Annotated in this window: 15 protein-coding genes and 1 riboswitch; of the genes, 12 read left to right on the top strand and 3 right to left on the bottom strand. The window is 61.9% G+C overall.

The features are described 5' to 3' along the window. The first annotated feature begins 535 nt into the window (after window positions 1-535). The 5 genes from uvrA (at window position 536) to ACCO56_RS12420 (ending at window position 8,146) form a co-directional block, all read left to right on the top strand. Window positions 536-3,457 carry an excinuclease ABC subunit UvrA gene (gene uvrA / locus ACCO56_RS12440; RefSeq protein ID WP_433641035.1) on the top strand — a complete coding sequence of 974 codons (2,922 nt, stop codon included), beginning with the start codon at window positions 536-538 and terminating at the stop codon, window positions 3,455-3,457. Between the two features lie 80 nt (window positions 3,458-3,537). Continuing rightward, window positions 3,538-4,341: a DUF72 domain-containing protein gene (locus tag ACCO56_RS12435; protein WP_433641033.1), complete on the top strand. Its 804-nt coding sequence runs from the start codon at window positions 3,538-3,540 to the stop codon at window positions 4,339-4,341. Between the two features lie 92 nt (window positions 4,342-4,433). Beyond that, window positions 4,434-5,309 carry a DMT family transporter gene (locus ACCO56_RS12430; RefSeq protein ID WP_433641032.1) on the top strand — a complete coding sequence of 292 codons (876 nt, stop codon included), beginning with the start codon at window positions 4,434-4,436 and terminating at the stop codon, window positions 5,307-5,309. A gap of 191 nt (window positions 5,310-5,500) precedes the next feature. Continuing rightward, window positions 5,501-5,959 carry a (2Fe-2S)-binding protein gene (locus ACCO56_RS12425; RefSeq protein ID WP_433641030.1) on the top strand — a complete coding sequence of 153 codons (459 nt, stop codon included), beginning with the start codon at window positions 5,501-5,503 and terminating at the stop codon, window positions 5,957-5,959. Window positions 5,960-5,962: 3 nt separating this feature from the next. Continuing rightward, window positions 5,963-8,146, top strand: a complete 2,184-nt coding sequence (locus ACCO56_RS12420; RefSeq protein ID WP_433641029.1) for a molybdopterin cofactor-binding domain-containing protein — start codon at window positions 5,963-5,965, stop codon at window positions 8,144-8,146. A gap of 416 nt (window positions 8,147-8,562) precedes the next feature. On the opposite strand, the gene ACCO56_RS12415 is transcribed toward ACCO56_RS12420, so the two are convergent. Then, on the bottom strand, window positions 8,563-9,333 hold the full coding sequence (locus ACCO56_RS12415) for a TSUP family transporter (RefSeq protein WP_433641027.1): 771 nt from the start codon (window positions 9,331-9,333) through the stop codon (window positions 8,563-8,565). A gap of 19 nt (window positions 9,334-9,352) precedes the next feature. Continuing rightward, entirely contained in the window at window positions 9,353-12,880 is a 3,528-nt protein-coding gene (gene dnaE / locus ACCO56_RS12410; protein ID WP_433641025.1) for a DNA polymerase III subunit alpha, read from the bottom strand. Window positions 12,881-13,187: 307 nt separating this feature from the next. Between dnaE and ACCO56_RS12405 the strand changes: the two genes are divergently transcribed. Further along, the gene (locus ACCO56_RS12405) at window positions 13,188-14,237 is read left to right on the top strand and encodes a type I restriction endonuclease (RefSeq protein ID WP_433641024.1); all 1,050 of its coding nucleotides are present in this window, start codon (window positions 13,188-13,190) and stop codon (window positions 14,235-14,237) included. A gap of 296 nt (window positions 14,238-14,533) precedes the next feature. Here the strand turns inward: ACCO56_RS12405 and ACCO56_RS12400 are convergent, their stop codons facing one another. Continuing rightward, complete coding sequence (locus ACCO56_RS12400) at window positions 14,534-16,546, bottom strand: acetyl-CoA carboxylase biotin carboxylase subunit (protein WP_433641022.1); 2,013 nt, start codon at window positions 16,544-16,546, stop codon at window positions 14,534-14,536. 162 nt (window positions 16,547-16,708) lie between these two features. Here ACCO56_RS12400 and ACCO56_RS12395 point away from each other — a divergent pair, with 162 nt between their 5' ends. The 6 genes from ACCO56_RS12395 to gcvH all read left to right on the top strand — a co-directional run bounded on the left by ACCO56_RS12395 (window position 16,709) and on the right by gcvH (window position 21,614). Continuing rightward, entirely contained in the window at window positions 16,709-17,836 is a 1,128-nt protein-coding gene (locus ACCO56_RS12395; protein ID WP_433641020.1) for an S-(hydroxymethyl)glutathione dehydrogenase/class III alcohol dehydrogenase, read from the top strand. Between the two features lie 11 nt (window positions 17,837-17,847). After that, window positions 17,848-18,309, top strand: coding sequence for a YaiI/YqxD family protein (locus ACCO56_RS12390; protein ID WP_433641018.1), 462 nt, complete (start codon window positions 17,848-17,850; stop codon window positions 18,307-18,309). Between the two features lie 64 nt (window positions 18,310-18,373). Further along, window positions 18,374-18,979 (top strand): DUF1345 domain-containing protein, encoded by a 606-nt coding sequence (locus ACCO56_RS12385; protein ID WP_433641504.1) that lies wholly within the window; start codon window positions 18,374-18,376, stop codon window positions 18,977-18,979. 13 nt (window positions 18,980-18,992) lie between these two features. Next, on the top strand, window positions 18,993-19,829 hold the full coding sequence (gene fghA / locus ACCO56_RS12380; RefSeq protein WP_433641016.1) for an S-formylglutathione hydrolase: 837 nt from the start codon (window positions 18,993-18,995) through the stop codon (window positions 19,827-19,829). A gap of 72 nt (window positions 19,830-19,901) precedes the next feature. After that, a riboswitch (glycine riboswitch) is annotated at window positions 19,902-19,988 on the top strand. Window positions 19,989-20,139: 151 nt separating this feature from the next. Then, window positions 20,140-21,240 (top strand): glycine cleavage system aminomethyltransferase GcvT, encoded by a 1,101-nt coding sequence (gcvT, locus tag ACCO56_RS12375; RefSeq protein WP_433641014.1) that lies wholly within the window; start codon window positions 20,140-20,142, stop codon window positions 21,238-21,240. A 5-nt stretch (window positions 21,241-21,245) separates the two neighbouring features. Beyond that, window positions 21,246-21,614, top strand: coding sequence for a glycine cleavage system protein GcvH (gene gcvH, locus ACCO56_RS12370; RefSeq protein ID WP_433641012.1), 369 nt, complete (start codon window positions 21,246-21,248; stop codon window positions 21,612-21,614).

Raw genomic sequence — 21,614 nt, 5'->3', positions numbered from 1 at the left:
ATGCAGGCCTTTCAGCCGATCCGACTGTAGTCTCTGATTGTCAGGGGATCAGCAGCTTCGCGCTTGTCAAACGCGATCAGGGCTGCCGCGGCTCCACTTCCATGTGGAGCCAAACGAGATTGTCCGGTGGGTTCATGCCTCCGCTCCTCTTTTGTTTCCACGATGTCTTCCGAAACGTTTTATTCGTACCTGACAGCGTTACGAAAACCCAACCAGTCACGAAGAGCATCCGCTGGACGCTCGGCTTCGGGGACCGCTGAATTCTGCCCCTGACATTCCGCTGCGTCAACACTTCCCTTGCCGGAAAGCCAAATTGTGATCGTCACAGGATGCCTTCCTGTTGCTTTGTCAGGAGCCTGTTCGGCCTTTGTTCTTTTTGCTTGCCCTTCCGCATTCAAGCTCCTAGACCAAACCTGCCGGCGGCTCCCGCGCCACCACAAGGCAGGGCCTCGACGGAGCGGCGAAAATGCTTACATAGGGACTGGCCGGAGCGATCCCAGCCATCCCAACTCACGAGACAGGCGGCGGACCGGCGATGGCCGATCATAAGTACATTTCCATTCGCGGAGCGCGCGAGCACAATCTGAAGAATGTCGATCTCGATCTGCCGAGGGATCGGCTGATCGTCATGACCGGCCTGTCGGGATCCGGCAAGTCGTCGCTGGCGTTCGATACGATCTACGCCGAGGGCCAACGTCGCTACGTCGAAAGCCTTTCGGCCTATGCCCGGCAGTTCCTGGAAATGATGCAGAAGCCGGACGTCGACCAGATCGACGGCCTGTCTCCCGCCATCTCGATCGAACAGAAGACAACGTCGCGCAATCCGCGTTCGACGGTCGGCACGGTTACCGAAATCTACGACTATATGCGCCTGCTCTACGCGCGCGTCGGTGTTCCCTATTCTCCGGCCACGGGGCTGCCGATCGAAAGCCAGACAGTCTCCCAGATGGTCGATCGCGTGCTGGATATCGAAGAAGGCACACGGCTTTACCTGCTGGCGCCGATCGTCCGCGGCCGGAAGGGCGAATACAGGAAGGAACTGCTGGAGCTCCAGAAGAAGGGCTTCCAACGCGTCAAGGTGGATGGCGTCTTCTACGAGATCGCCGATGTCCCGGCGCTGGACAAGAAATACAAGCACGACATCGACGTCGTGGTGGACCGCATTGTCGTGCGGCCGGATCTCGCCGCACGTCTTGCCGACAGCCTGGAGACGGCGTTGAAACTCGCCGACGGCCTGGCTGTCGCTGAATTCGCCGACAAGCCTTTGCCCGCCGAAGAGACTGCGGGGGAGTCGGCTTACAAATCGAAGAACGAGACGCATGAGCGCATCCTGTTCTCCGAGAAGTTCGCCTGCCCGGTCTCGGGCTTCACGATCCCGGAGATCGAACCGCGCCTGTTTTCCTTCAACAATCCGTTCGGCGCATGTCCGACCTGCGACGGGCTCGGCAGCCAGCGGGCGATCGACCCGGACCTCGTGGTTCCTGACGACAACCTGTCGCTGCGCGACGGGGCGATCAGCCCCTGGGCCAAATCGACCTCTCCCTATTACGCCCAGACATTGGAAGCGCTCGGAAAGGTCTATGGCTTCAAAGTAGGTGATCGCTTCAAGGATCTTTCGGGGGAGGCCAAGCAGGCGATCCTGCGCGGAACGGGCGAGCGCGAGGTCACCTTCCAGTATGACGACGGCCTTCGTTCCTATAAGACGACAAAGACATTCGAAGGGGTCATTCCCAATCTCGAGCGTCGCTGGAAGGAAACGGAGTCGGCCTGGATGCGCGAGGAGATCGAGCGCTTCATGTCGGCCACGCCCTGCCCTGCTTGCCGCGGCTACAGGCTGAAGCCCGAAGCATTGGCGGTGAAGATCGCCGGCAAGCACATTGGCGAGATCACCGAACTTTCGATCCGCAAGGCCGACGCCTGGTTCACCGACTTGCCCGACGTTCTCAACGCCAAGCAGAACGAGATCGCGGTGCGCATCCTGAAGGAGATCCGCGAGCGTCTGCGCTTCCTGAACGATGTGGGGCTCGACTATCTCACGCTGTCGCGCAATTCCGGCACGCTGTCGGGCGGGGAGAGCCAGCGCATACGTCTCGCATCCCAGATAGGGTCGGGTCTTACGGGCGTGCTCTACGTGCTGGACGAGCCGTCGATCGGCCTGCACCAGCGCGACAACACGCGGCTGCTCGACACGCTGCGGCATCTGCGTGACCTCGGCAACACGGTGATCGTCGTCGAGCATGACGAGGATGCGATCCTGACGGCCGACTATGTCGTCGACATCGGCCCGGCCGCCGGCATTCACGGCGGAAGGATCATCGCCGAGGGAACACCGGCGCAAGTCATGGCGAATCCGAACTCGATCACCGGGAAATATCTTTCCGGCGAACTCGAGATCTCGATGCCGAATTCGCGCCGGGAGCTGAAGAAGAACAAGCGCATCAAGGTCGTCGGAGCGCGCGGCAACAATCTGAAGAACGTCACCGCTGAGATACCGCTGGGGACGTTCGCCTGCGTGACGGGGGTCTCGGGCGGCGGCAAGTCCACCTTCCTGATCGAAACGCTGTTCAAGGCGGCCTCGCGGCGCATCATGGGGTCGCGCGAACATCCGGCAGAACACGATCGCATCGAAGGGCTGGAGTTCCTCGACAAGGTGATCGATATCGACCAGTCGCCGATCGGCCGCACCCCCCGCTCGAACCCGGCCACCTATACGGGGGCTTTCACGCCCATTCGCGACTGGTTTGCCGGCTTGCCGGAAGCGAAGGCGCGAGGCTACCAGCCCGGGCGCTTCTCCTTCAACGTCAAGGGCGGACGCTGCGAGGCCTGCCAGGGCGACGGCGTCATCAAGATCGAGATGCACTTCCTGCCAGATGTCTACGTGACCTGCGATGTCTGCCACGGCAAACGCTACAACCGCGAGACGCTCGAAGTGCTGTTCAAGGGCAAGTCGATCGCGGACGTGCTGGAGATGACCGTCGAGGAAGGTGTGGAGTTCTTCGCGGCCGTGCCGGCGGTTCGCGACAAGCTGGAGACGCTGGCCAAGGTCGGTCTCGGCTACATCCATGTCGGCCAGCAGGCCACCACCCTGTCAGGTGGCGAGGCGCAGCGCATCAAGCTCGCCAAGGAGCTGTCGCGCAAGGCCACAGGCAAGACGCTCTATATCCTCGACGAGCCGACCACCGGGCTCCATTTCCATGACGTGGCCAAGCTTCTCGAAGTGCTCCATGAACTTGTCGACCAGGGCAATACGGTCGTCGTCATCGAGCACAATCTCGAAGTCATCAAGACCGCCGACTGGATTCTCGACCTCGGCCCCGAGGGCGGCGATGGCGGCGGCGAACTCGTTGCGGCAGGACGCCCGGAGGACATCGTCAAAGAACCGCGCAGCTACACCGGGCAGTATCTGAAGGAGCTTCTTGAGCGGCGGCCCAGGGGAAAACGAGAGGCCGCGGAGTAGATGGTCGCCTCCACGGATTTACCGATGCCAGACCTCTCGGCATCGGTCCATGCTACGAAGCCGACAGGAGGAGGGCTGGAATGACGAAAGCCGGAACGATCCGGGCCGGAATGGGCGGCTGGACCTTCGAGCCTTGGGAAAGCTCTTTCTATCCGGAGAAACTTCCCAAGGCCAAGCAACTTGGATTTGCCTCGCGGCAGGTCCCGACAATCGAGGTCAACGGCACCTACTATTCGAGCTTCAAGGAGCCCACCTTCGTCAAATGGGCTGGTGAAGCGCCAGAAGACTTTGTTTTCTCGCTCAAAGGCAACCGTTTCGTCACCAACCGTCGCGTGCTCGGTGAAGCCGGCGAGTCGATGATGCGCTTCCTGGAATCGGGCGTTGCCGCTCTCGGTGAGAAGCTAGGGCCGATCCTTTGGCAGTTCGCGCCGACCAAGAAGTTCGATCCGCAAGATTTCGAGGCGTTCCTCAAGCTGCTGCCGGAGAAGCAGGACGGCGTCGCTTTGCGCCATGCCGTCGAGGTGAGGCATGCGTCCTTTGCCGTACCGGAATTTATCGCGTTGCTGCGCAAATACCGGACTCCGATCGTCTATGCCGACCATGCGACCTATCCGGCGATCGCCGACCTCACCGGCGACTTCGTTTATGCGCGGCTTCAGACGGGCAAGGACGACAATCCGGATTGCTACACGCCCAAGGCGCTCGACGAATGGGCGACCCGCGCGAAGACCTGGGCCGAAGGCGGCGACCCTGCCGACCTTCACCACGCAGACCCATCCGCAAAGGCCGAAGCGAAGCCGCGCGACGTGTTCGTATACTTCATCACGGAAGGCAAGGTCAGGGCGCCCCATGGCGCGATGGCGTTCATGAAACGGGTTTCCTGAGAGCGACGGCCAAGCGCGTTGGTCCTCTGGTCCAGTCGAATGATAATTTCTACTGGGTTGTCGGAGCCGGCGACGGCTGCCAGATAGCGGCCATGCCAACGGCCCAATCGAATCTCAAAGCTGCTTTGTGGATGGGAGGTTCGATCGCCTCCTTCCTCGTCATGTCCATCGCGGGTCGCGAGACGATGCCGCCGCTCGACGTTTTCCAAGTCATGGAAATGCGTTCCGTGATCGGCTTTTTCATCCTGTTGCCGCTTGTCTTCGCCGTGGGCGGTTTTCCCGCCATGGCCACCAAGCGACCCCTCCAGCATATCGGCCGCAACGTGGTTCACTATGCCGGCCAGTATGCATGGCTTCTCGCGCTCACCATGATCCCGCTGGCGGAGCTGATCTCGATCGAATTCACCACACCGATCTGGGGCGCCCTCCTGGCAGTCGCCTTTCTCGGCGAGCGCCTGAACGCTCGAAGGATCGGTGCGATCCTGCTCGGGCTAGTCGGCGTGCTGGTCATCGTGCGGCCTGGTGTCCAGCAAGTGGATCCGGGGCACCTGATCATGCTGTCGGGCGCCGTTACCTTCGGCATCTCGATCGTCATGGTCAAGTCGCTCACCCGAACCGACAATGTGGTGCGGATCATTTTCTGGATGCTCGTCATCCAGTCGGTGATCGGGCTGATCCCGGCAATCCACACGTGGCGGAATCCGCCGATCGAACTATGGCCCTGGATCCTCGTGATCTCCTTCACCGGCATGTCTTCGCATTTCTGCATGGCGCGTGCATTGGCCTATGCCGACGCCACGGTCGTCATGCCGATGGATTTCCTGCGCCTCCCGTTTTCGGCCATGATCGGCTGGCTGCTCTATCAGGAGCAGATCGGTGTTTTTACCGCCTGCGGCGCGGCACTGATCCTTGGCGGCAACCTGTTCAATTTGCAGAAGCGCCCTGCACCGCAGGTGACGACTGTCTGATTCGACACATTGCCCCCGGCGGGTAACCTTCACGATCGCGCGATCCGCGATGATCGCGCTTGCCGGGTCACGGCCTGTCCCCCTACCTTGCCACGAACCGAAGATGGTCCAGCTACGCTTCGGCGCGACGCGCGCCAATGCCAGCCAAACCGAGGCGTAAGCGACGATTGCTCGAGCGAGGAGGAGCTGTGATGGTCGCTTTCACCCTCAATGGCCAGGCGCAAACGCTAGATGTCGATCCGGAGATGCCACTTCTCTGGGCGTTGCGCGACGTCATCGGTTTGACCGGAACAAAGTTCGGCTGCGGCATGGCTCAGTGCGGCGCCTGCACGGTGCATATCGACGGCGTGGCCAGCCGCTCCTGCCAGACCGCTCTCGGGGATGTGGAAGGCGCAGATATCACCACCATCGAGGGCCTGTCGGGCAAGGTAAGCGCGACGGTTCAGCAGGTCTGGGCCGAGCTCGACGTACCGCAATGCGGCTATTGCCAATCTGGGCAGATCATGTCGGCCGTCGCCCTGCTCAACGACACGCCGAAGCCATCCGACGACGACATCAATTCCGCCATGAGCGGCAATCTCTGCCGCTGCGCCACGTATCAACGCATCCGCTCGGCGATCCATGAAGCCGCGCACCGGCTGGAGGCTTGACCTATGCTCCCGCTCCGCACCGAACTAGCCACGCTGCGCCCCTCGAGACGGCAATTCCTCAGGGGTGCTGCGGCAACTGCCGGACTGGTCATCGGCTACAGGTTGATTGGGCCGGATAGCGCCACAGCCCAGTCGACGCCGAAGCCGGCCAATCCGTTCAAGACCTATGTCGAGATCACACCGGACGACAGGATTCTGGTTCACTCTTCGCAGTTCGAAATGGGTCAGGGATCCTATTTCGGCATCGCAACGCTCGTCATGGAAGAGCTCGACGGCGACTGGTCGAAGCTGGACGTGATCGGCGCTTCCGGCAATACGGCCCTCTACGGCAATCTGGCCTGGGGCGGCGCCGCGCAAGGCACCGGCGGCTCGACTTCGATCGTGTCGTCCTGGGAGCGCTACCGTAAGGCCGGGGCCGGCGCCCGCCTGATGCTGGCGGCGGCGGCGGCCAAGGCATGGGACGTTCCCCAGAACGAGATCGATGTCAGTTCAGGGGTGCTCTCCCACCCCTCGGGCAAGCAAGCCCGATTCGGCGAGCTCGCCGCGGCCGCGGCTGAAATGCCTCTGCCCACCGACATACCGCTCAAGCCGCGCAGCGAATGGAAGCAGATCGGATCGGAGCAGCTTAAGCGCTACGATTCGGCCGGCAAGACCAATGGCAGCCAGCAATACACAATCGATCTCAAGATGGACGGCTTGCTCACCGCCGTCATGATCCATCCACCCAAGTTCGGCGCTGAGATTGCCGGTTTCGACGCTTCGAAAGCCAAGGCTCTCGACGGTATCGTGGATGTCGTCCAGACCCCGCGCGGCATAGCCGTCGTCGGTCGCGACATGTGGACGGCGCTGAAGGCTCGCGATCTCGTGACGGTGAGCTGGAACGAAGCTTCCGCCGAAGCCCGAGGCTCGGATCAAATCCTGGCCGAGTATGTTCGCATCTCCGAGACTGCGGCCGCGGCGACCGCACGAAACGACGGGGATGCGATCGGGACGTTGTCGTCGGCCGACAAGGTCATCGAGGCGCGTTACCAATTTCCCTATCTCGCTCATGCTTCGCTCGAACCGTTGAACGCGGTGGCCAGGATGGGAGAGGACGGAACGCTCGAAGTATGGGGCGGCCATCAAATGCCGGATGTCTATCAGGCGGCAGCCGCCCAGGCGGGCGGCGTCGCGCCAGACAAGGTCAGGCTGCATGTCATGAAGTCTGGCGGCAGCTTCGGACGGCGCGCAGTGATGGATGCGGATCTCGTCGTCGAGGCAGTCACGATAGCTCGGGCCCTCGGCTGGAAAGCACCCGTAAAGGTGCAGTGGACGCGTGAAAACGACATGCGGGGCGGCCGCTACCGGCCGGCCTATGTGCATGCGATGCAGGCAGGTGTCGACAAGGAGGGCAATCTGGTGGCCCTCTACGATCATATCGTCGGGCAGTCCATCTTTGAAGGCACGCCTATGGTGAAGGACGGCGTCGACGGCTCGTCGGTCGAAGGCGCAGCCAATCTTCCCTATGCGATCCCCAACGTGAAGATCGACCTTACCTCCACCCAGTCGAAAATACCGGTTCTGTGGTGGCGTTCGGTCGGTTCGACGCATACCGCCTATGCGGTGGAGACTTTCATCGATGAGATCGCCGCCGCCGTCGGCCGCGATCCCGTCGAGTTCCGTCTGTCCATGCTGGACAAGCATCCGCGACATGCCGGTGTGCTCCGTCTCGCCGCCGAAAAGGCGGATTGGGGCACGCCGCTTCCCGAGGGCCGCTTCCGTGGTGTGGCGCTGCACGAGAGCTTCTCGACCTATGTCGCGCAGGTGGCCGAGATCACCTTCAAGGGCGGCACGGACTTCACGGTCGATCGCGTCGTCTGTGCGGTCGACTGCGGCATTGCCGTCAATCCGGATCAGGTGCGCGCCCAAATGGAAGGCGGCATCGGTTTCGGTCTCGGCGCGATCCTTCAGGAAGAGCTTACGCTGACGGGCGGGGTGGTCGATCAGGCGAATTACGATACCTACACGCCGCTGCGCATCGACCAGATGCCAAAGGTCGAGGTGCACATCGTTGCCTCGGAGGAAAACCCGACGGGCGTTGGAGAGCCCGGCGTGCCGCCGATCGGCCCCGCAGTGGCCAATGCGCTGCGAGCCGCGACCGGCAAGACGATCCACAGGCTGCCGATCTCGAAAGGGTTGTCGGCGTAGCTGCGGCGGAATTGATTCGGCCGCTTTGTTCGGCACCGTTGGGCGGACGGCCGCAATGGAACGGAATGGATCCTCGGGTCAGCTCGCCCGCTGGCGCGGGCTCACGCCCGAGGATGACGATTGGCGTTGAAGACCTGCGCAAATCGTCAACGTTGGCGATTGGCATCGACATAGAAGCTTCGTCATCCTCGGGCCGGCGTCGAGCGAAGCGAAGGCGACGTGACCCGAGGATCCATTCCGTTCCATTGCGGCCGTCCGCCCAACGGTGCCGAACGAAGGAGCCAACCCAAGTGATAGCAGCTATCACCCGCTATTTCCGTGCGCCCGGGATGCATGAATCTGGCAGCACTCGGGGGGCGAGATGGCCGACTGAAGCGGTTATTCGCGTAGAAGCCCGCGGCAACGCGGGCCGTCCATTACGAAGGCGCAAATAAGATCTCATAGGCCGCCGGCGTTGCCAGCGAAACTCCGGAAAGAAAGAGCAGCACGAACGCCAGGCGCCGCATGGTCAACGGGGAAACCGGCGGCGGCCACTTTTTGGCGGTCAGCGTGAACACGATCACGACCGGAATGGACAACAATCCCCACCACAAATTTGCCGGCGGCATGTCGCCTGAATGCGCCACGATTCCGAGGCGGATACAGGCATTCGCCGCGAAAATGGCGACGAGCGTCTCCCTGATGGCGACGGGGCGCATAGGCTGGCGATAGAAATGATAGACCAGCGGTGGCCCGGACGTGGAGAAGAGCCCGCCCATCAGGCCGGCGATTGAACCATAACATACAAAAGAGAATGTCGACGAAGGCCGGGCGAACTGCACCGGCTTCATGGCGAGCTGAATGCTCGACACGATGATGACGCAGCCCAGGACAAGCTTGAGCCAGTCCATCGAAGCCGACGCCATGACCCCGAGCAGCCAATAGCCGGCAAAAAGCGTGATGGCGCTCGCCACCATGCTTGACGTGAATTCGCGCATGGCGATGTCGCGCCAGCCCTTGGCGAGGACAAGTACCGCGTTCACGAATGTCAGGCAGCTTACGAGCACAGCCGCTTGCGGCAGATCAATGACGCCGGTCAGGCCGACACCGCCCATCATGATCAGGCCGAGGGCGAATCCGGTCAACGTTTGGACGTAAGCGGCGATTGCGGCGAACGCGAGCAACGCCGCCAGACTGACGGGATCCATGCCCCTTCCCGATCAAAATCTATACGAGTTCAACTTCGACCACGCCCGGCACCGCGCGCATGGCGGAGGCGACCTGCGGCGAGATCCGGCAGCGGTTGGGCAACTCGATCTCCACTTCTCCGGCTCCGCCATCTTTGATCACCACGAAGCTCACCTGCCCTTCGCCGCGCGTCGAGAGTTGCGAGGCAAGGGTGCTGATCGGGCCCGCGTCCCTTACATAGATGCGCAGCGCCTTCTGGACGCGACACGCCTCGTCCTCCAGCGATTGCACCGTCTGGATGCGCAGATTGACACCTTCCGGCCGGTCCTCGGCCGCTACCGTGATGACGACGGAGGTTCCCGGCTCCAGCACGTCGCGATAGGCCGCCAGCGCTTCCGAGAACAGCACCGCCTCGTACTGGCCGGTCGTGTCCGACAATTGAACGATGCCCATCTTGTTGCCGGTGCGCGTCTTGCGTTCCTGCTTCGTCGTGACCGTCCCCGCCAGGCGCCCTGCTGTCGCGCCGCGCTTGACCGCCGCGGAGAACTCCGCCCAGTTCTGCACGCGCATCTTTTCAAGGGCGCTCTTGTATTCGTCCAGAGGATGGGCTGAGAGGTAGAAACCCACCGCCTGGAACTCGCGATGCAGCCTCTCGGCGGACAGCCATGGCGGGACTTGAGGAAGATGCAAGGCCGGCGCCGATCCGGCCAGCGCCGCACCGAAGATGTCAGCCTGGCCGGATACCGCATTCTCCTGCGAACGCTGAGCGAGGCCCATCATGCGCTCGACGCCGGCCATCAACGTGGCCCGGTCGTAGCCGAAGCAATCCAGTGCGCCCGCCGCAATCAGGCTTTCGAAGACGCGCTTGCCGACGATCTTGGGATCGATACGCTCGCAGAAGTCGGCGAGGCTCGTAAAAGCCTTCTCGCCGCGTTTCGCAACGATGTGCTCGACGGCGGCGTCGCCGACCCCCTTGATCGCCGCGAGCGAATAGAAAATGCGATTCTCGCCGACTTCGAACGGGCGGTAGGAGGTCATCACCGAAGGCGGGATCACCTCTATGCCAAGCCGCATGGCGTCCTGGCGGAAATCGGAAAGCTTCTCCGTGTTGGACATGTCGAGCGTCATGGACGCGGCGAGGAACTCGACCGGATAGTGCGCCTTGAGATACGCCGTCTGATAGGACACCAGCGCGTAGGCCGCCGCGTGGCTCTTGTTGAAGCCGTAGTCGGCGAACTTCGCCAGCAGGTCGAAGATGAAATTGGCCTGCTGCTTCGAGACCCCACGCTCAGTCGCGCCCTCGACGAAGCGCTCGCGCTGCTTGTCCATTTCGGCGCGGATCTTCTTGCCCATGGCGCGGCGCAGCAGGTCGGCTTCGCCGAGCGAATAGCCGGCAAGCTCCTGGGCGATCTGCATCACCTGCTCCTGGTAAACGATGACCCCCTGCGTCTCCTTCACCAGATGATCGATCTTGGGATGGATCGACTCGATCTCCTCCTCGCCGTGCTTGCGCGCATTGTAAGTTGGGATGTTCTCCATCGGGCCCGGACGATAGAGTGCAACGAGCGCGATGATGTCCTCGATGCGGTCGGGCCGCATGCCGATCAGCGCCTTGCGCATACCCGCGCTTTCAACCTGGAATACGCCGACGGTCTCGCCGCGCGACAACATCGCGTAGGTATGCGCATCGTCGAACGGAATCTTGGCCAGATCGATCTCGATGCCGCGGCGGCGGATCAGCTTCACCGCCGTTTCGAGCACGGTGAGCGTCTTCAGCCCGAGGAAGTCGAACTTCACCAGGCCGGCCTGTTCGACATATTTCATGTTGAATTGGGTGACCGGCATGTCCGAACGCGGATCGCGATACATCGGCACCAGCTCGGAAAGCGGGCGGTCGCCGATCACAATGCCTGCCGCATGGGTCGAGGCGTGTCGATAAAGGCCCTCCAGCTTCTGCGCGATATCGAGCAGCGTCTGGACAATCGGCTCCTTCTCGGCCTCTTCCGCGAAGCGAGGCTCACCCTCGATCGCCTTCGGCAACGGCACCGGATTCGCAGGATTCTGCGGAACCAATTTGCAGAGCCTGTCGACCTGACTGTACGGCATCTGCAGCACGCGGCCGACGTCGCGCAGCACGGCGCGTGCCTGCAGCGTTCCAAAGGTGATGATCTGGCCGACCTGGTCGCGGCCATACTTGCCCTGGACGTAGCGGATCACCTCTTCGCGGCGATCCTGGCAGAAGTCGATGTCGAAGTCCGGCATCGACACGCGTTCCGGATTGAGGAAGCGCTCGAAGAGCAGCGAGAAGCGCAGCGGATCGACATCGGTGATGGTCAGCGCGTAGGCGACGAGCGAGCCGGCGCCCGAACCGCGGCCGGGACCGACGGGAATGTCGTGCGCCTTGGCCCATTTGATGAAGTCGGAAACGATGAGGAAATAGCCGGGGAACTTCATCCGCTCGATGATGCCGAGTTCGAACTCGAGCCGCTCGGCATATTGTTCTTGCGTGTACCCTTCCGTCAGGCCGCGCGTGGCGAGCCGCATGGCGAGACCATCGCGCGCCTGACGAGCGAGTTCCTCCGCCTCGGCTTTCACCACGGCCGCGGCGTCCTCGATATCGCCGCCGGTGAAGCGCGGCAGGATCGGACTACGCGTCTTGGTGTAGTAGGAGCAGCGCTGCGCGATCTCAATCGTGTTGTCGATCGCCTCGGGCACATCGGCGAACAGGGCCGACATTTCCTGCTGGCTCTTCATATAATTGTCGGGCGTCAGCCGACGGCGATTGTCTTCGGCGATCACCGAGCCCTCGGCAATGGCGATCAGCGCATCATGGGCATCGAAATCCTCCGCCGAGGGGAAGAAGGCTTCATTGGTGGCCACCAGGGGTAGATCATGCTTGTAGGCCAGATCGACGGTCGCCGCTTCCACGGTCCGGTCGTAGCCTTTGAGACGCTCGATCTCGACATAGAGGCGGTCGCTGAATTGCTCCTTGAGCCAAAGCAAGCGCGCCTCCGCGATCGGCGCATGATCCGACTTCAGAGCCGAGCCGATCGGGCCGCGCGGACCGCCGGAAAGGCAGATTATGCCTGCGGCAAGGGCTCCTAACCATTCCCGCTGCAAATGGATCGGCTCGCCGGTCGGCGTTTCGAGATAGGCTCGGCTGATCAGCCGCACCAGATTCGCATAGCCTTCTTCCGTCGCTGCGATCAGGACGAGGGGAAAGAGTTCAAGCTGCTTCTTTTGGTAACCGCGGTTCGTTCCGTCCGGAGCCTCCGCGAAATCGACATCGATCTGGCATCCGATGATCGGCTGTATTCCTTCCTTCACCGCCTTTTGCGAGAACTCCAGAGCGCCGAAGAGATTGTTGGTGTCTGTAACCGCGACCGCCGGCGCCTGGTCCTTCGCGGCCAGCCCTATGATCTTGCCAAGGGGCAACGCGCCTTCGAGCAGCGAATAAGCCGAATGCACGCGCAGATGCACGAAGCTGCGAGTCGGCACAGGCGGGACTTCGTCCTTCGCCAGCGCGTCGCGCAGGATCGGGTCGCGTTGAGGCCTGTCACTCGCCATGATCGAATGCCGCTCCTGGGAATCTGTGTCGGTCTATCTATTGTCTGGGTCGCCTACATGCGAGTCCAGTCGAAAAGGGCAGCGCGCACAGCGTAAGTGTCCAGGCGGCTCCCAACTACAGTTCCCCCCGAGGGAGCCACCGGAGCTCGATACTACTCGCTCCCGCGCAGGAGCGACGGGGGCTGGTCTCCCAATCGCAGGATCCTGGCGAAGGAGCTAGCGCGCGAAGGCGCAATAAGCAATTCCTGCTTGCAGACTCGATTTTAACACGCAATGGTAACCGGAGTTCTGGGGAGGACTTGGGAAAATGTCACTTGAAGAACAACTGCATCTGCTCTCAGAGCGGGTGCGGTCACACTCGAGCACCATGGCCACGGAAGAGGCGGTGAAAACGGCAGTAGTCTTGCCGTTCCTGCGCGCTCTTGGCTACGACGTGTTCAATCCGGCGGAAGTCGTTCCTGAGTTTACTGCGGACGCGGTAGGGAAAAAGGGTGAGAAGGTCGACTACGCAATCAAGCTGGACGGCGAAATCCGCATCCTGATCGAATGCAAGCCGATCACCACGAACCTTGATAAAGTTCATCTGGCGCAACTCTTTCGATATTTCACCGTCACAAGCGCAAAATTTGCGATCCTAACAAATGGTCGGAGCTTCCATTTCCATACCGACCTAGAAGAGCCGAACAAACTAGACACCAGGCCCTTCCTGACATTCGAATTGTCAGAAATGCAGCCCCATCTGGTAGCCGAGCTAAAGAAATTTGAGAAATCCGGCTTCGATGTCAGCGGAATTCTCGCAACGGCAGAGCGTCTGAAATACACTTCGGCAATTAAGTCCGCCATAAACAAGATCGTCGACGAGCCACCGGAGGCATTCGTCAGAATGGTCACTGAGGGCCTTTATGATGGCCGCTTCACAGCAGCAGTGAAAGATCAGTTCTCCGGCTTGGTGCGATCAGCATTCCGCGAAGTTATTCGCGACTCGGTCAAGAGCCGCATTTCCTCGGCACTGGCCGACACTGAGCAGCTGGCTGAAGAGATTGAAAATAACTCCATAACCGAGGATGAGGTCGTCACGACCGAAGAGGAACTCGAAGGCTTCATGATAGCCAAGGCGATCGTGCGGGAAGTCATTCGTCCTCAACGCATCGTTATTCGCGATGCAAAATCCTACTGCGCCGTCTTGATCGATAACAACAACCGCAAGCCTCTCACCCGACTGCATTTTAACAGAGCGATCAAGTACATTAGCCTATTTGATGGAGAGAAGGAGGAGCGAGTGCAAATCGAGACGCTGGATCACATCTACGATTACTCGGACCGCCTTCGAGCCACAGCGGTAAAGTACAACGTGTAGCTTCCGCGATGGTCAACCTTGGGTGACATAATGGTAGGCCTGGCAAGTTTCGATCCACGCCCCCGCGAGGGAGCGACACGTCGGCCATGTCGATTTCGCCGTAAGGCGTGTGGTTTCAATCCACGCTCCCGCGAAGGAGCGGCAAGGCGGCCGAATGAACTCCTTCACCACCTCTCAGTTTCAATCCACGCTTCCGGGAGGTAGAAAACCGGTCGGTAAAACACGGCATGCTCGGCATTCGCGCGGCATTGCTCGCCTCATGCCGATTCCTCTCGGTTTCCCAGCAACCGGCCCCATCACGCGAATTCCATGATCACCGCATCGACGGCGAGGCTGTCGCCCGGCTTGGCATTGATCCGGGCGATGGTGAGGTCGCGCTCGGCGCGCAGCACATTCTCCATCTTCATTGCCTCGACGACTGCCAGGGTTTCGCCCGCCTTGATCTCCTGACCTTCCGCGACGGCGATCGAGACCACGAGGCCGGGCATCGGGCAGAGCAGCATCTTCGACGTATCCGGCGGCAGCTTGACGGGCATGAGCCGGTCGAGTTCCGCCGTTCTCGGCAACATGGCGCGTGCCGAGACCGCCATTCCCTTCCAGGCAATGCGGCTGCCATTGAGCAGCGGGCGGATCTGGGCGGAAACCTGCTTTCCACCCACCGTGCCGTGCCATACCGGCTCGCCGGGGCGCCATTGCGAGGCGATCGTGAGCGGCTTTCCGCCCGCTATCGAGAGATCGACCTCCATGGGAACGGAGATCATGCCTTCGACGATCGACACGGGAATGTATTCCTCTCCAAGTCGGACTTCCCAGTCGGGCTTTACCGCGCCCGAATGAGGCGCGAGGCGACCGCCGAGCCGGTCGAGGCGGTCACGCCGCAGCAGCTCGACGGCCATGGCGATTGCCGCCAGAACGCCCTTCTCGCTCTCGTCCGGCGTGATCGGTGCGAAGCCGTTGGGATACTCTTCCGCGATGAAGCCGGTCGACAGCCGTCCTTCACGCCAGCGTGGATGCTGCATCAGGGCGGACAAGAACGGAATATTGTGCTCGATGCCGTCGACCACGAAACTGTCGAGCGCGTCGGACATCGCGTCGATCGCCTCCAGGCGCGTCGGCGCCCATGTGCAGAGCTTGGCGACCATCGGATCGTAGAACATCGAGATTTCCGAACCTTCGCTCACCCCAGTATCGTTCCGGATCACGACATCGCCGAACCGCCCCTCTTCGGGCGGGCGGTAGCGCGTCAGACGACCGATGGACGGCAGGAAGTTGCGATAGGGATCCTCCGCATAGAGGCGGCTTTCCACCGCCCACCCATCGAGCTTCACGTCGCTCTGGCGAATGGCGAGTTTCTCGCCCGCGGCAACGCGGATCATCTGCTCCACAAGATCGACGCCCGTGACGAGCTCGGTCACGGGATGCTCCACCTGGAGCCTCGTGTTCATCTCCAGGAAATAGAAATTCCGATCCTTGTCGACGATGAACTCGACGGTGCCCGCGCTCTGGTAATCGACCGCCTTGGCGAGCGCCACGGCCTGCTCGCCCATCGCCTTGCGGGTCTTTTCGTCCAGGAAGGGCGAAGGCGCCTCCTCGACGACCTTCTGGTTGCGACGCTGAATCGAGCACTCGCGCTCCCCGAGATAGATCGCGTGACCATGCGCGTCGGCCAGAACCTGGATTTCTATATGGCGCGGCTCGACGACGAACTTCTCGATGAAAACACGATCGTCACCGAAGGAACTCCTGGCCTCGGACCGCGCCCGTTCGAAACCGTCACGGACCTCCGCTTCCTTCCAGGCGATGCGCATGCCCTTGCCGCCGCCGCCCGCCGAAGCCTTGATCATCACCGGGTAGCCGATCTCACCTGCGATCTTCTCGGCATGGTCGGCATCCTCGATCACGCCGAGGAAGCCCGGAACGGTGTTCACCTTGGCCGCATTGGCGAACTTCTTCGATTCGATCTTGTCGCCCATGGCCTCGATGGCCTTGGGCTTGGGGCCGATGAAGACGACCCCTTCCGCTTCCAGCGCGGCGCAGAAGGAAGCGCGCTCCGAGAGAAAGCCATAACCGGGATGGACGGCCTCGGCGCCGGTCTCCTTGCAGGCGGCGATGATCTTCTCGGAAACGAGATAGCTCTGCGCGGCCGGGGCCGGACCGATATGGACGGCTTCGTCGGCCATCTCGACATGCATGGCGTCCCGGTCGGCGTCCGAATAGACCGCCACGGTCGCGATCCCCATTTTTTTCGCCGACTTGATGACGCGGCAGGCGATCTCGCCCCGATTGGCGATCAGGATCTTCTTGAACATGCGGGCGCGTTTCCTCCGATGACCCGCCCTTATTATGTGGATCGCCCCCGCCGCTCAAGCGCGCAATCTGCCCTTGCGAGGCGTTGCTGGACTTTGGTGCAGGGTTGATCGCGCCGAGGAAACCTGAAAGTTTGAGGCCGAAATCTGTGTTGGAGAATCCCCATGAAAACCCGCGCCGCCGTCGCCTTTGCCGCCGGAAAGCCGCTCGAGATCGTGGAGGTGGACCTCGAAGGTCCGCGCGAAGGCGAAGTGCTCGTCGAGATCAAGGCGACCGGAATCTGCCACACCGACGAATTCACCCTGTCGGGCGCCGATCCGGAAGGCATCTTCCCGGCGATCCTCGGCCATGAAGGCGCCGGCGTTGTGGTCGACGTCGGCAAGGGCGTGACCAGCCTCAAGAAGGGCGATCACGTCATTCCGCTCTATACGCCGGAGTGCCGCCAGTGTCCGTCCTGTCTGTCGCGCAAGACCAATCTGTGCACGGCGATCCGCGCGACACAGGGCCAGGGGCTCATGCCCGACGGCACCAGCCGCTTCTCGATCGGCAAGGACAAGATCCATCACTACATGGGCTGCTCGACCTTCTCGAACTTCACCGTTCTGCCGGAGATCGCGCTGGCCAAGGTCAATCCCGACGCGCCTTTCGACAAGATCTGCTACATCGGCTGCGGCGTCACCACCGGCGTCGGCGCGGTGTTCAACACGGCCCAGGTGGAACAGGGCGCCACGGCCATCGTTTTCGGTCTCGGCGGCATCGGCCTCAACGTCATCCAGGGATTGAAGCTCGCCGGCGCCGATATGATCATCGGCGTCGACCTCAACGACGACAAGAAGGCTTGGGGCGAGCGCTTCGGCATGACCCATTTCGTCAATCCCAAGGAGGTCGACGGCGACATCGTGCCTTATCTCGTCAACCTGACGAAGCGCGGCGCCGACCAGATCGGCGGCGCGGACTACACGTTCGAATGCACGGGCAACGTGAAGGTGATGCGCCAAGCTCTTGAGGCATCTCATCGTGGCTGGGGCCAGTCGATCATCATCGGCGTCGCTGGCGCGGGCCAGGAGATTTCGACGCGTCCCTTCCAGCTTGTCACCGGCCGCGTCTGGAAAGGCACGGCGTTCGGTGGCGCGCGCGGCCGTACAGACGTGCCCAAGATCGTCGACTGGTACATGAGCGGCAAGATCGAGATTGATCCGATGATCACCCACACGCTGACGCTGGACGAGATCAACACGGGCTTCGATCTCATGCACAAGGGGGAAAGCATCCGGAGTGTCGTGATCTATTGAGCGGGGGCAGCATGGCGGCCCCCTCCATATTCGTCGATGCCGATGCCTGCCCGGTGAAAGACGAGGTGATGAAGGTGGCGGAACGGCACGGGCTCCTCGTCACTTTCGTCTCCAACGGCGGATTGCGTCCGTCCCGCGATCCAATGATCCGCAATGTCGTCGTGTCGAAGGGCGCGGATGCGGCCGACGACTGGATCGTCGAGGCGACAAAGCCGAACGACATCGTGGTGACCGCCGACATCCCGCTTGCGGCCAGGGTCGTGGAGCTCGGCGCGCACGCGCTCGGTCCGACCGGGCGTCCTTTCACGCCGGAAACCATCGGGATGGCAGTGGCCATGCGCGACCTCAAGCAGCATCTGCGTGAAACGGGCGAAAGCAAGGGCTACAATGCCGCCTTCATGCGGGAGGACCGCTCGCGTTTCCTCGGCGCCCTCGAACAGATGGCACGGCGGGCGATCAAAGCTGCGGGGTGAGATCGTGCGTCTGCAACGCCTGCTTACGCGCCACGCGCCATTCGCGGTCGCCGCGCTTGGCGGTATGCTGACATTGCTTTCCAGCCGCTGGCTGAGCTGGCAGCTCGTCACCGTCGCTGCCGCCAATACGTTCTTTTTCCTTTATCTTGTCCTGACGGCGCTGAAGATACCGCAGTTGACCCCCGCTTATCTGAAGAAGCACGCGGCAGGCGCCGACGAACCGGATTGGGTCATTCTCGCCGTAACCTTCGGCACTGTGGTCGTGGCAGTCGGCTCGCTCTTCGCTCTGATCAACAGCCATGGCGGACCGGATGCTGTGATGCTCGGCTTCTCGCTTGCCTCGGTCGCGCTGGGCTGGCTAACGGTCCATACGATGGCGGCCATGCACTACGCGCACCGTTATTGGCGCCCCGACGAGACGGTCGAGGGCTTACAGGCGCATCTCCGCGAGCCCCATGGCGGGCTCGATTTTCCCGGCACGAAGGAGCCGGCCGGCTACGATTTCCTCTATTTCGCGTTCATCATCGGAATGACCGCGCAGACGTCGGACGTGGCCGTCACCACCACGACGATGCGCAAGTTGAACCTCCTCCACGCGGTCCTTTCGTTCTTCTTCAACACGGTGCTGGTGGCGGCAGCAGTCAACCTCGTCGTCTCGCTCGGCAGCTAACGCGGAAAGAACAATGAAGACAATCTCTCTCTCCAAATCCCACGACGGAATCCAGGGCGTTTACAGCCACGCGTCGGAAGCCTGCGGCGTCGACATGACCTTCGCTGTCTTCGCTCCGCCCCAGGCGGCTGAAGGCAGGCGTCCTGTCCTTTGGTATCTATCGGGTCTCACCTGCACCCATGCCAATGTGATGGACAAAGGCGAGTATCGCAGGATGGCTTCTGAACTCGGTCTCGTCATCATCTGTCCCGACACCAGCCCTCGTGGACCCGACGTGCCCGACGAGAAGGACAATTGGCAGTTCGGGCAAGGTGCCGGCTTCTACGTCGACGCGACCGAAGAGCCCTTCGCCCGAAACTATCGCATGTATTCCTACGTGGTCGATGAGTTGCCGGCCCTTGTCGCGACCAATTTCCCGGTAGACATGAGCCGCCAGGCGATATCAGGCCATTCCATGGGCGGGCACGGCGCTCTTACCATTGCCCTCAAGAATCCCGGTCGTTTCAAGAGCTGCTCCGCCTTCGCACCGATCGTCAACCCGATGGATGCCGGATGGTCGAGGCCCGCTCTCCAGAAATATCTCGGGCCGGACGAAAGCGGCTGGCGTCCCTACGACGCCTGCGCCCTCATCGAGGATGGCTACCGTTTCCCGGAATTCCTGGTCGACCAGGGTACGGCGGACGGTTTTCTCGATGAAGGGCTCCGGCCATGGCTGCTGGAAGCCGCCTGCCGCGACGCCGGCATACCGCTCACCCTGAACATGCGGGAGGGCTACGATCATTCATATTTCTTCATCTCGACCTTCATGGAAGATCACCTGAAATGGCACGCCGCACGGCTTGCGGCCTGAGGTTTCGTAAACAGACAGGTGACAAACCGATCGGCTTGGTCTAGCGTCCCGACTCGTCGAGGGCTTCGGCCCTGCCGGTCAGCGGGAGAGAGCAGCCTTGGCTGCCGCCGAAGGGGAAATCGCCCGAAATCTCTCAGGCAAAAGAACCGCTGACAGGTAAGACGACTCTGGAAAGTCGGGGTGAGAGCCCCGCGCCGAAGGTGTAAGCGCCGCCGACAGGGTTCCGGTTGCGCGAGTCTCTCAGGCTTCAGACAGAGGGGCACGAACAGGCCGCATTGTGTGGCCGACACGTGCTATTCTGGAGAAGCATTTGACCGGCGCCGATCTCAAGCATCTTCCCCTCGAAGACCTGCATGTCGCAGCCAATGCACGCTTCGGTGCGTTTGCGGGCTGGCATATGCCAATCACCTATGCGGCCGGCGTGCTCAAAGAGCATCTCCACACGCGTGAACATGCCGGGTTGTTCGACATCTCCCACATGAAGCTGTTCGAGCTATCGGGAAAGGACGCGGTGGCGCTGCTGAACCGGGCCTGCCCGCTCGACGCCGGCGCGCTCGCCGCTTCGCAATCGAAATACACGTTCCTGCTCAACGACAAGGCGGGGATCATCGACGACCTGATCGTCACCCGGCTGGCGGCCGACCGGTTCATGGTGGTTGCCAATGCCGGCAATGCGGCCACGGACGAAGCCCATCTGCGCGGCCTCAGTTCCGGTTTGTCGGTTCAGCTCAAGCCGCTCGACCGCGTTTTCCTTGCCATCCAGGGGCCTGAGGCAGAGGCTGTGCTTGCCCGAGCAGGCGTCGATACCGCCGGGCTGACCTTCATGACCGGCATCGAGCCCAAACCCGATTGGTTCATGAGCCGCTCGGGCTATACCGGCGAGGACGGTTTCGAGATCGGACTGCCCGAGCAGGATGCACGTGCGCTGGTGGCGAGGCTCCTCGAAGACGATCGACTCATGTGGATCGGGTTGGCGGCGCGCGACAGCCTGCGGCTCGAGGCGGGCCTCTGCCTGCACGGACAAGACATTACCGAGACCACCGATCCAGCAAGCGCCGGCCTCCTATGGGCGATCCCGAAGGACATCCGCGACAGGGGCACATTTGTCGGCTCGGAGGCGCTGCGCGGCATCCTGGCAACTGCAGCCCGTCAGAAGCGTGTCGGCCTCAAGGCCGAAGGTCGCCAGCCCGTGCGCAACGACGTCGATCTCTACGATGCCGGAGGTAAGCCGGTCGGCAGGGTTACCTCTGGTGGTTTCGGCCCGTCCGCCGGACACCCGGTCGCCATGGGGTATGTAGAAACTCCCATGGCCCGGCCGGGCAATCGTTTCTACGCCGAGGTGCGCGGCGCGCGCATCCCGATCGATATCCACCCCCTTCCCTTCACGCCGCATCGCTACCGCAAAGGATGAATTCGATGGCGAAAACCTATTTCACCCAGGACCACGAGTGGATCCGCGTCGACGGCGGCGTGGCGACTGTCGGCATCACCAACTACGCGCAGGAGCAGCTCGGCGACCTCGTTTTCGTCGAATTGCCGGAAGTCGGCCGCATGGTGAAGAAGGGCGACACGGCCGTGGTGGTCGAATCCGTGAAAGCGGCTTCCGATGTCTATGCCCCGGCCGACGGCGAGATCATCGAGGCCAATACGGCCCTTTCGGCGGACCCTGCCCTCGTCAACTCGGCGGCCACAAGCGAGGGCTGGCTGTGGAAGATGAAGCTCGCCGACGAAGGGCAACTCGACGGCCTGCTCGACGAGGCCGGTTACAACGCCTTCATTGGCTGA

This window comes from Mesorhizobium sp. 1B3 (assembly GCF_050958605.1).
Lineage (GTDB): Bacteria > Pseudomonadota > Alphaproteobacteria > Rhizobiales > Rhizobiaceae.
Note: the sequence above shows the minus strand (reverse complement) of the source record. Positions and strands in the feature narration are given on the sequence as shown.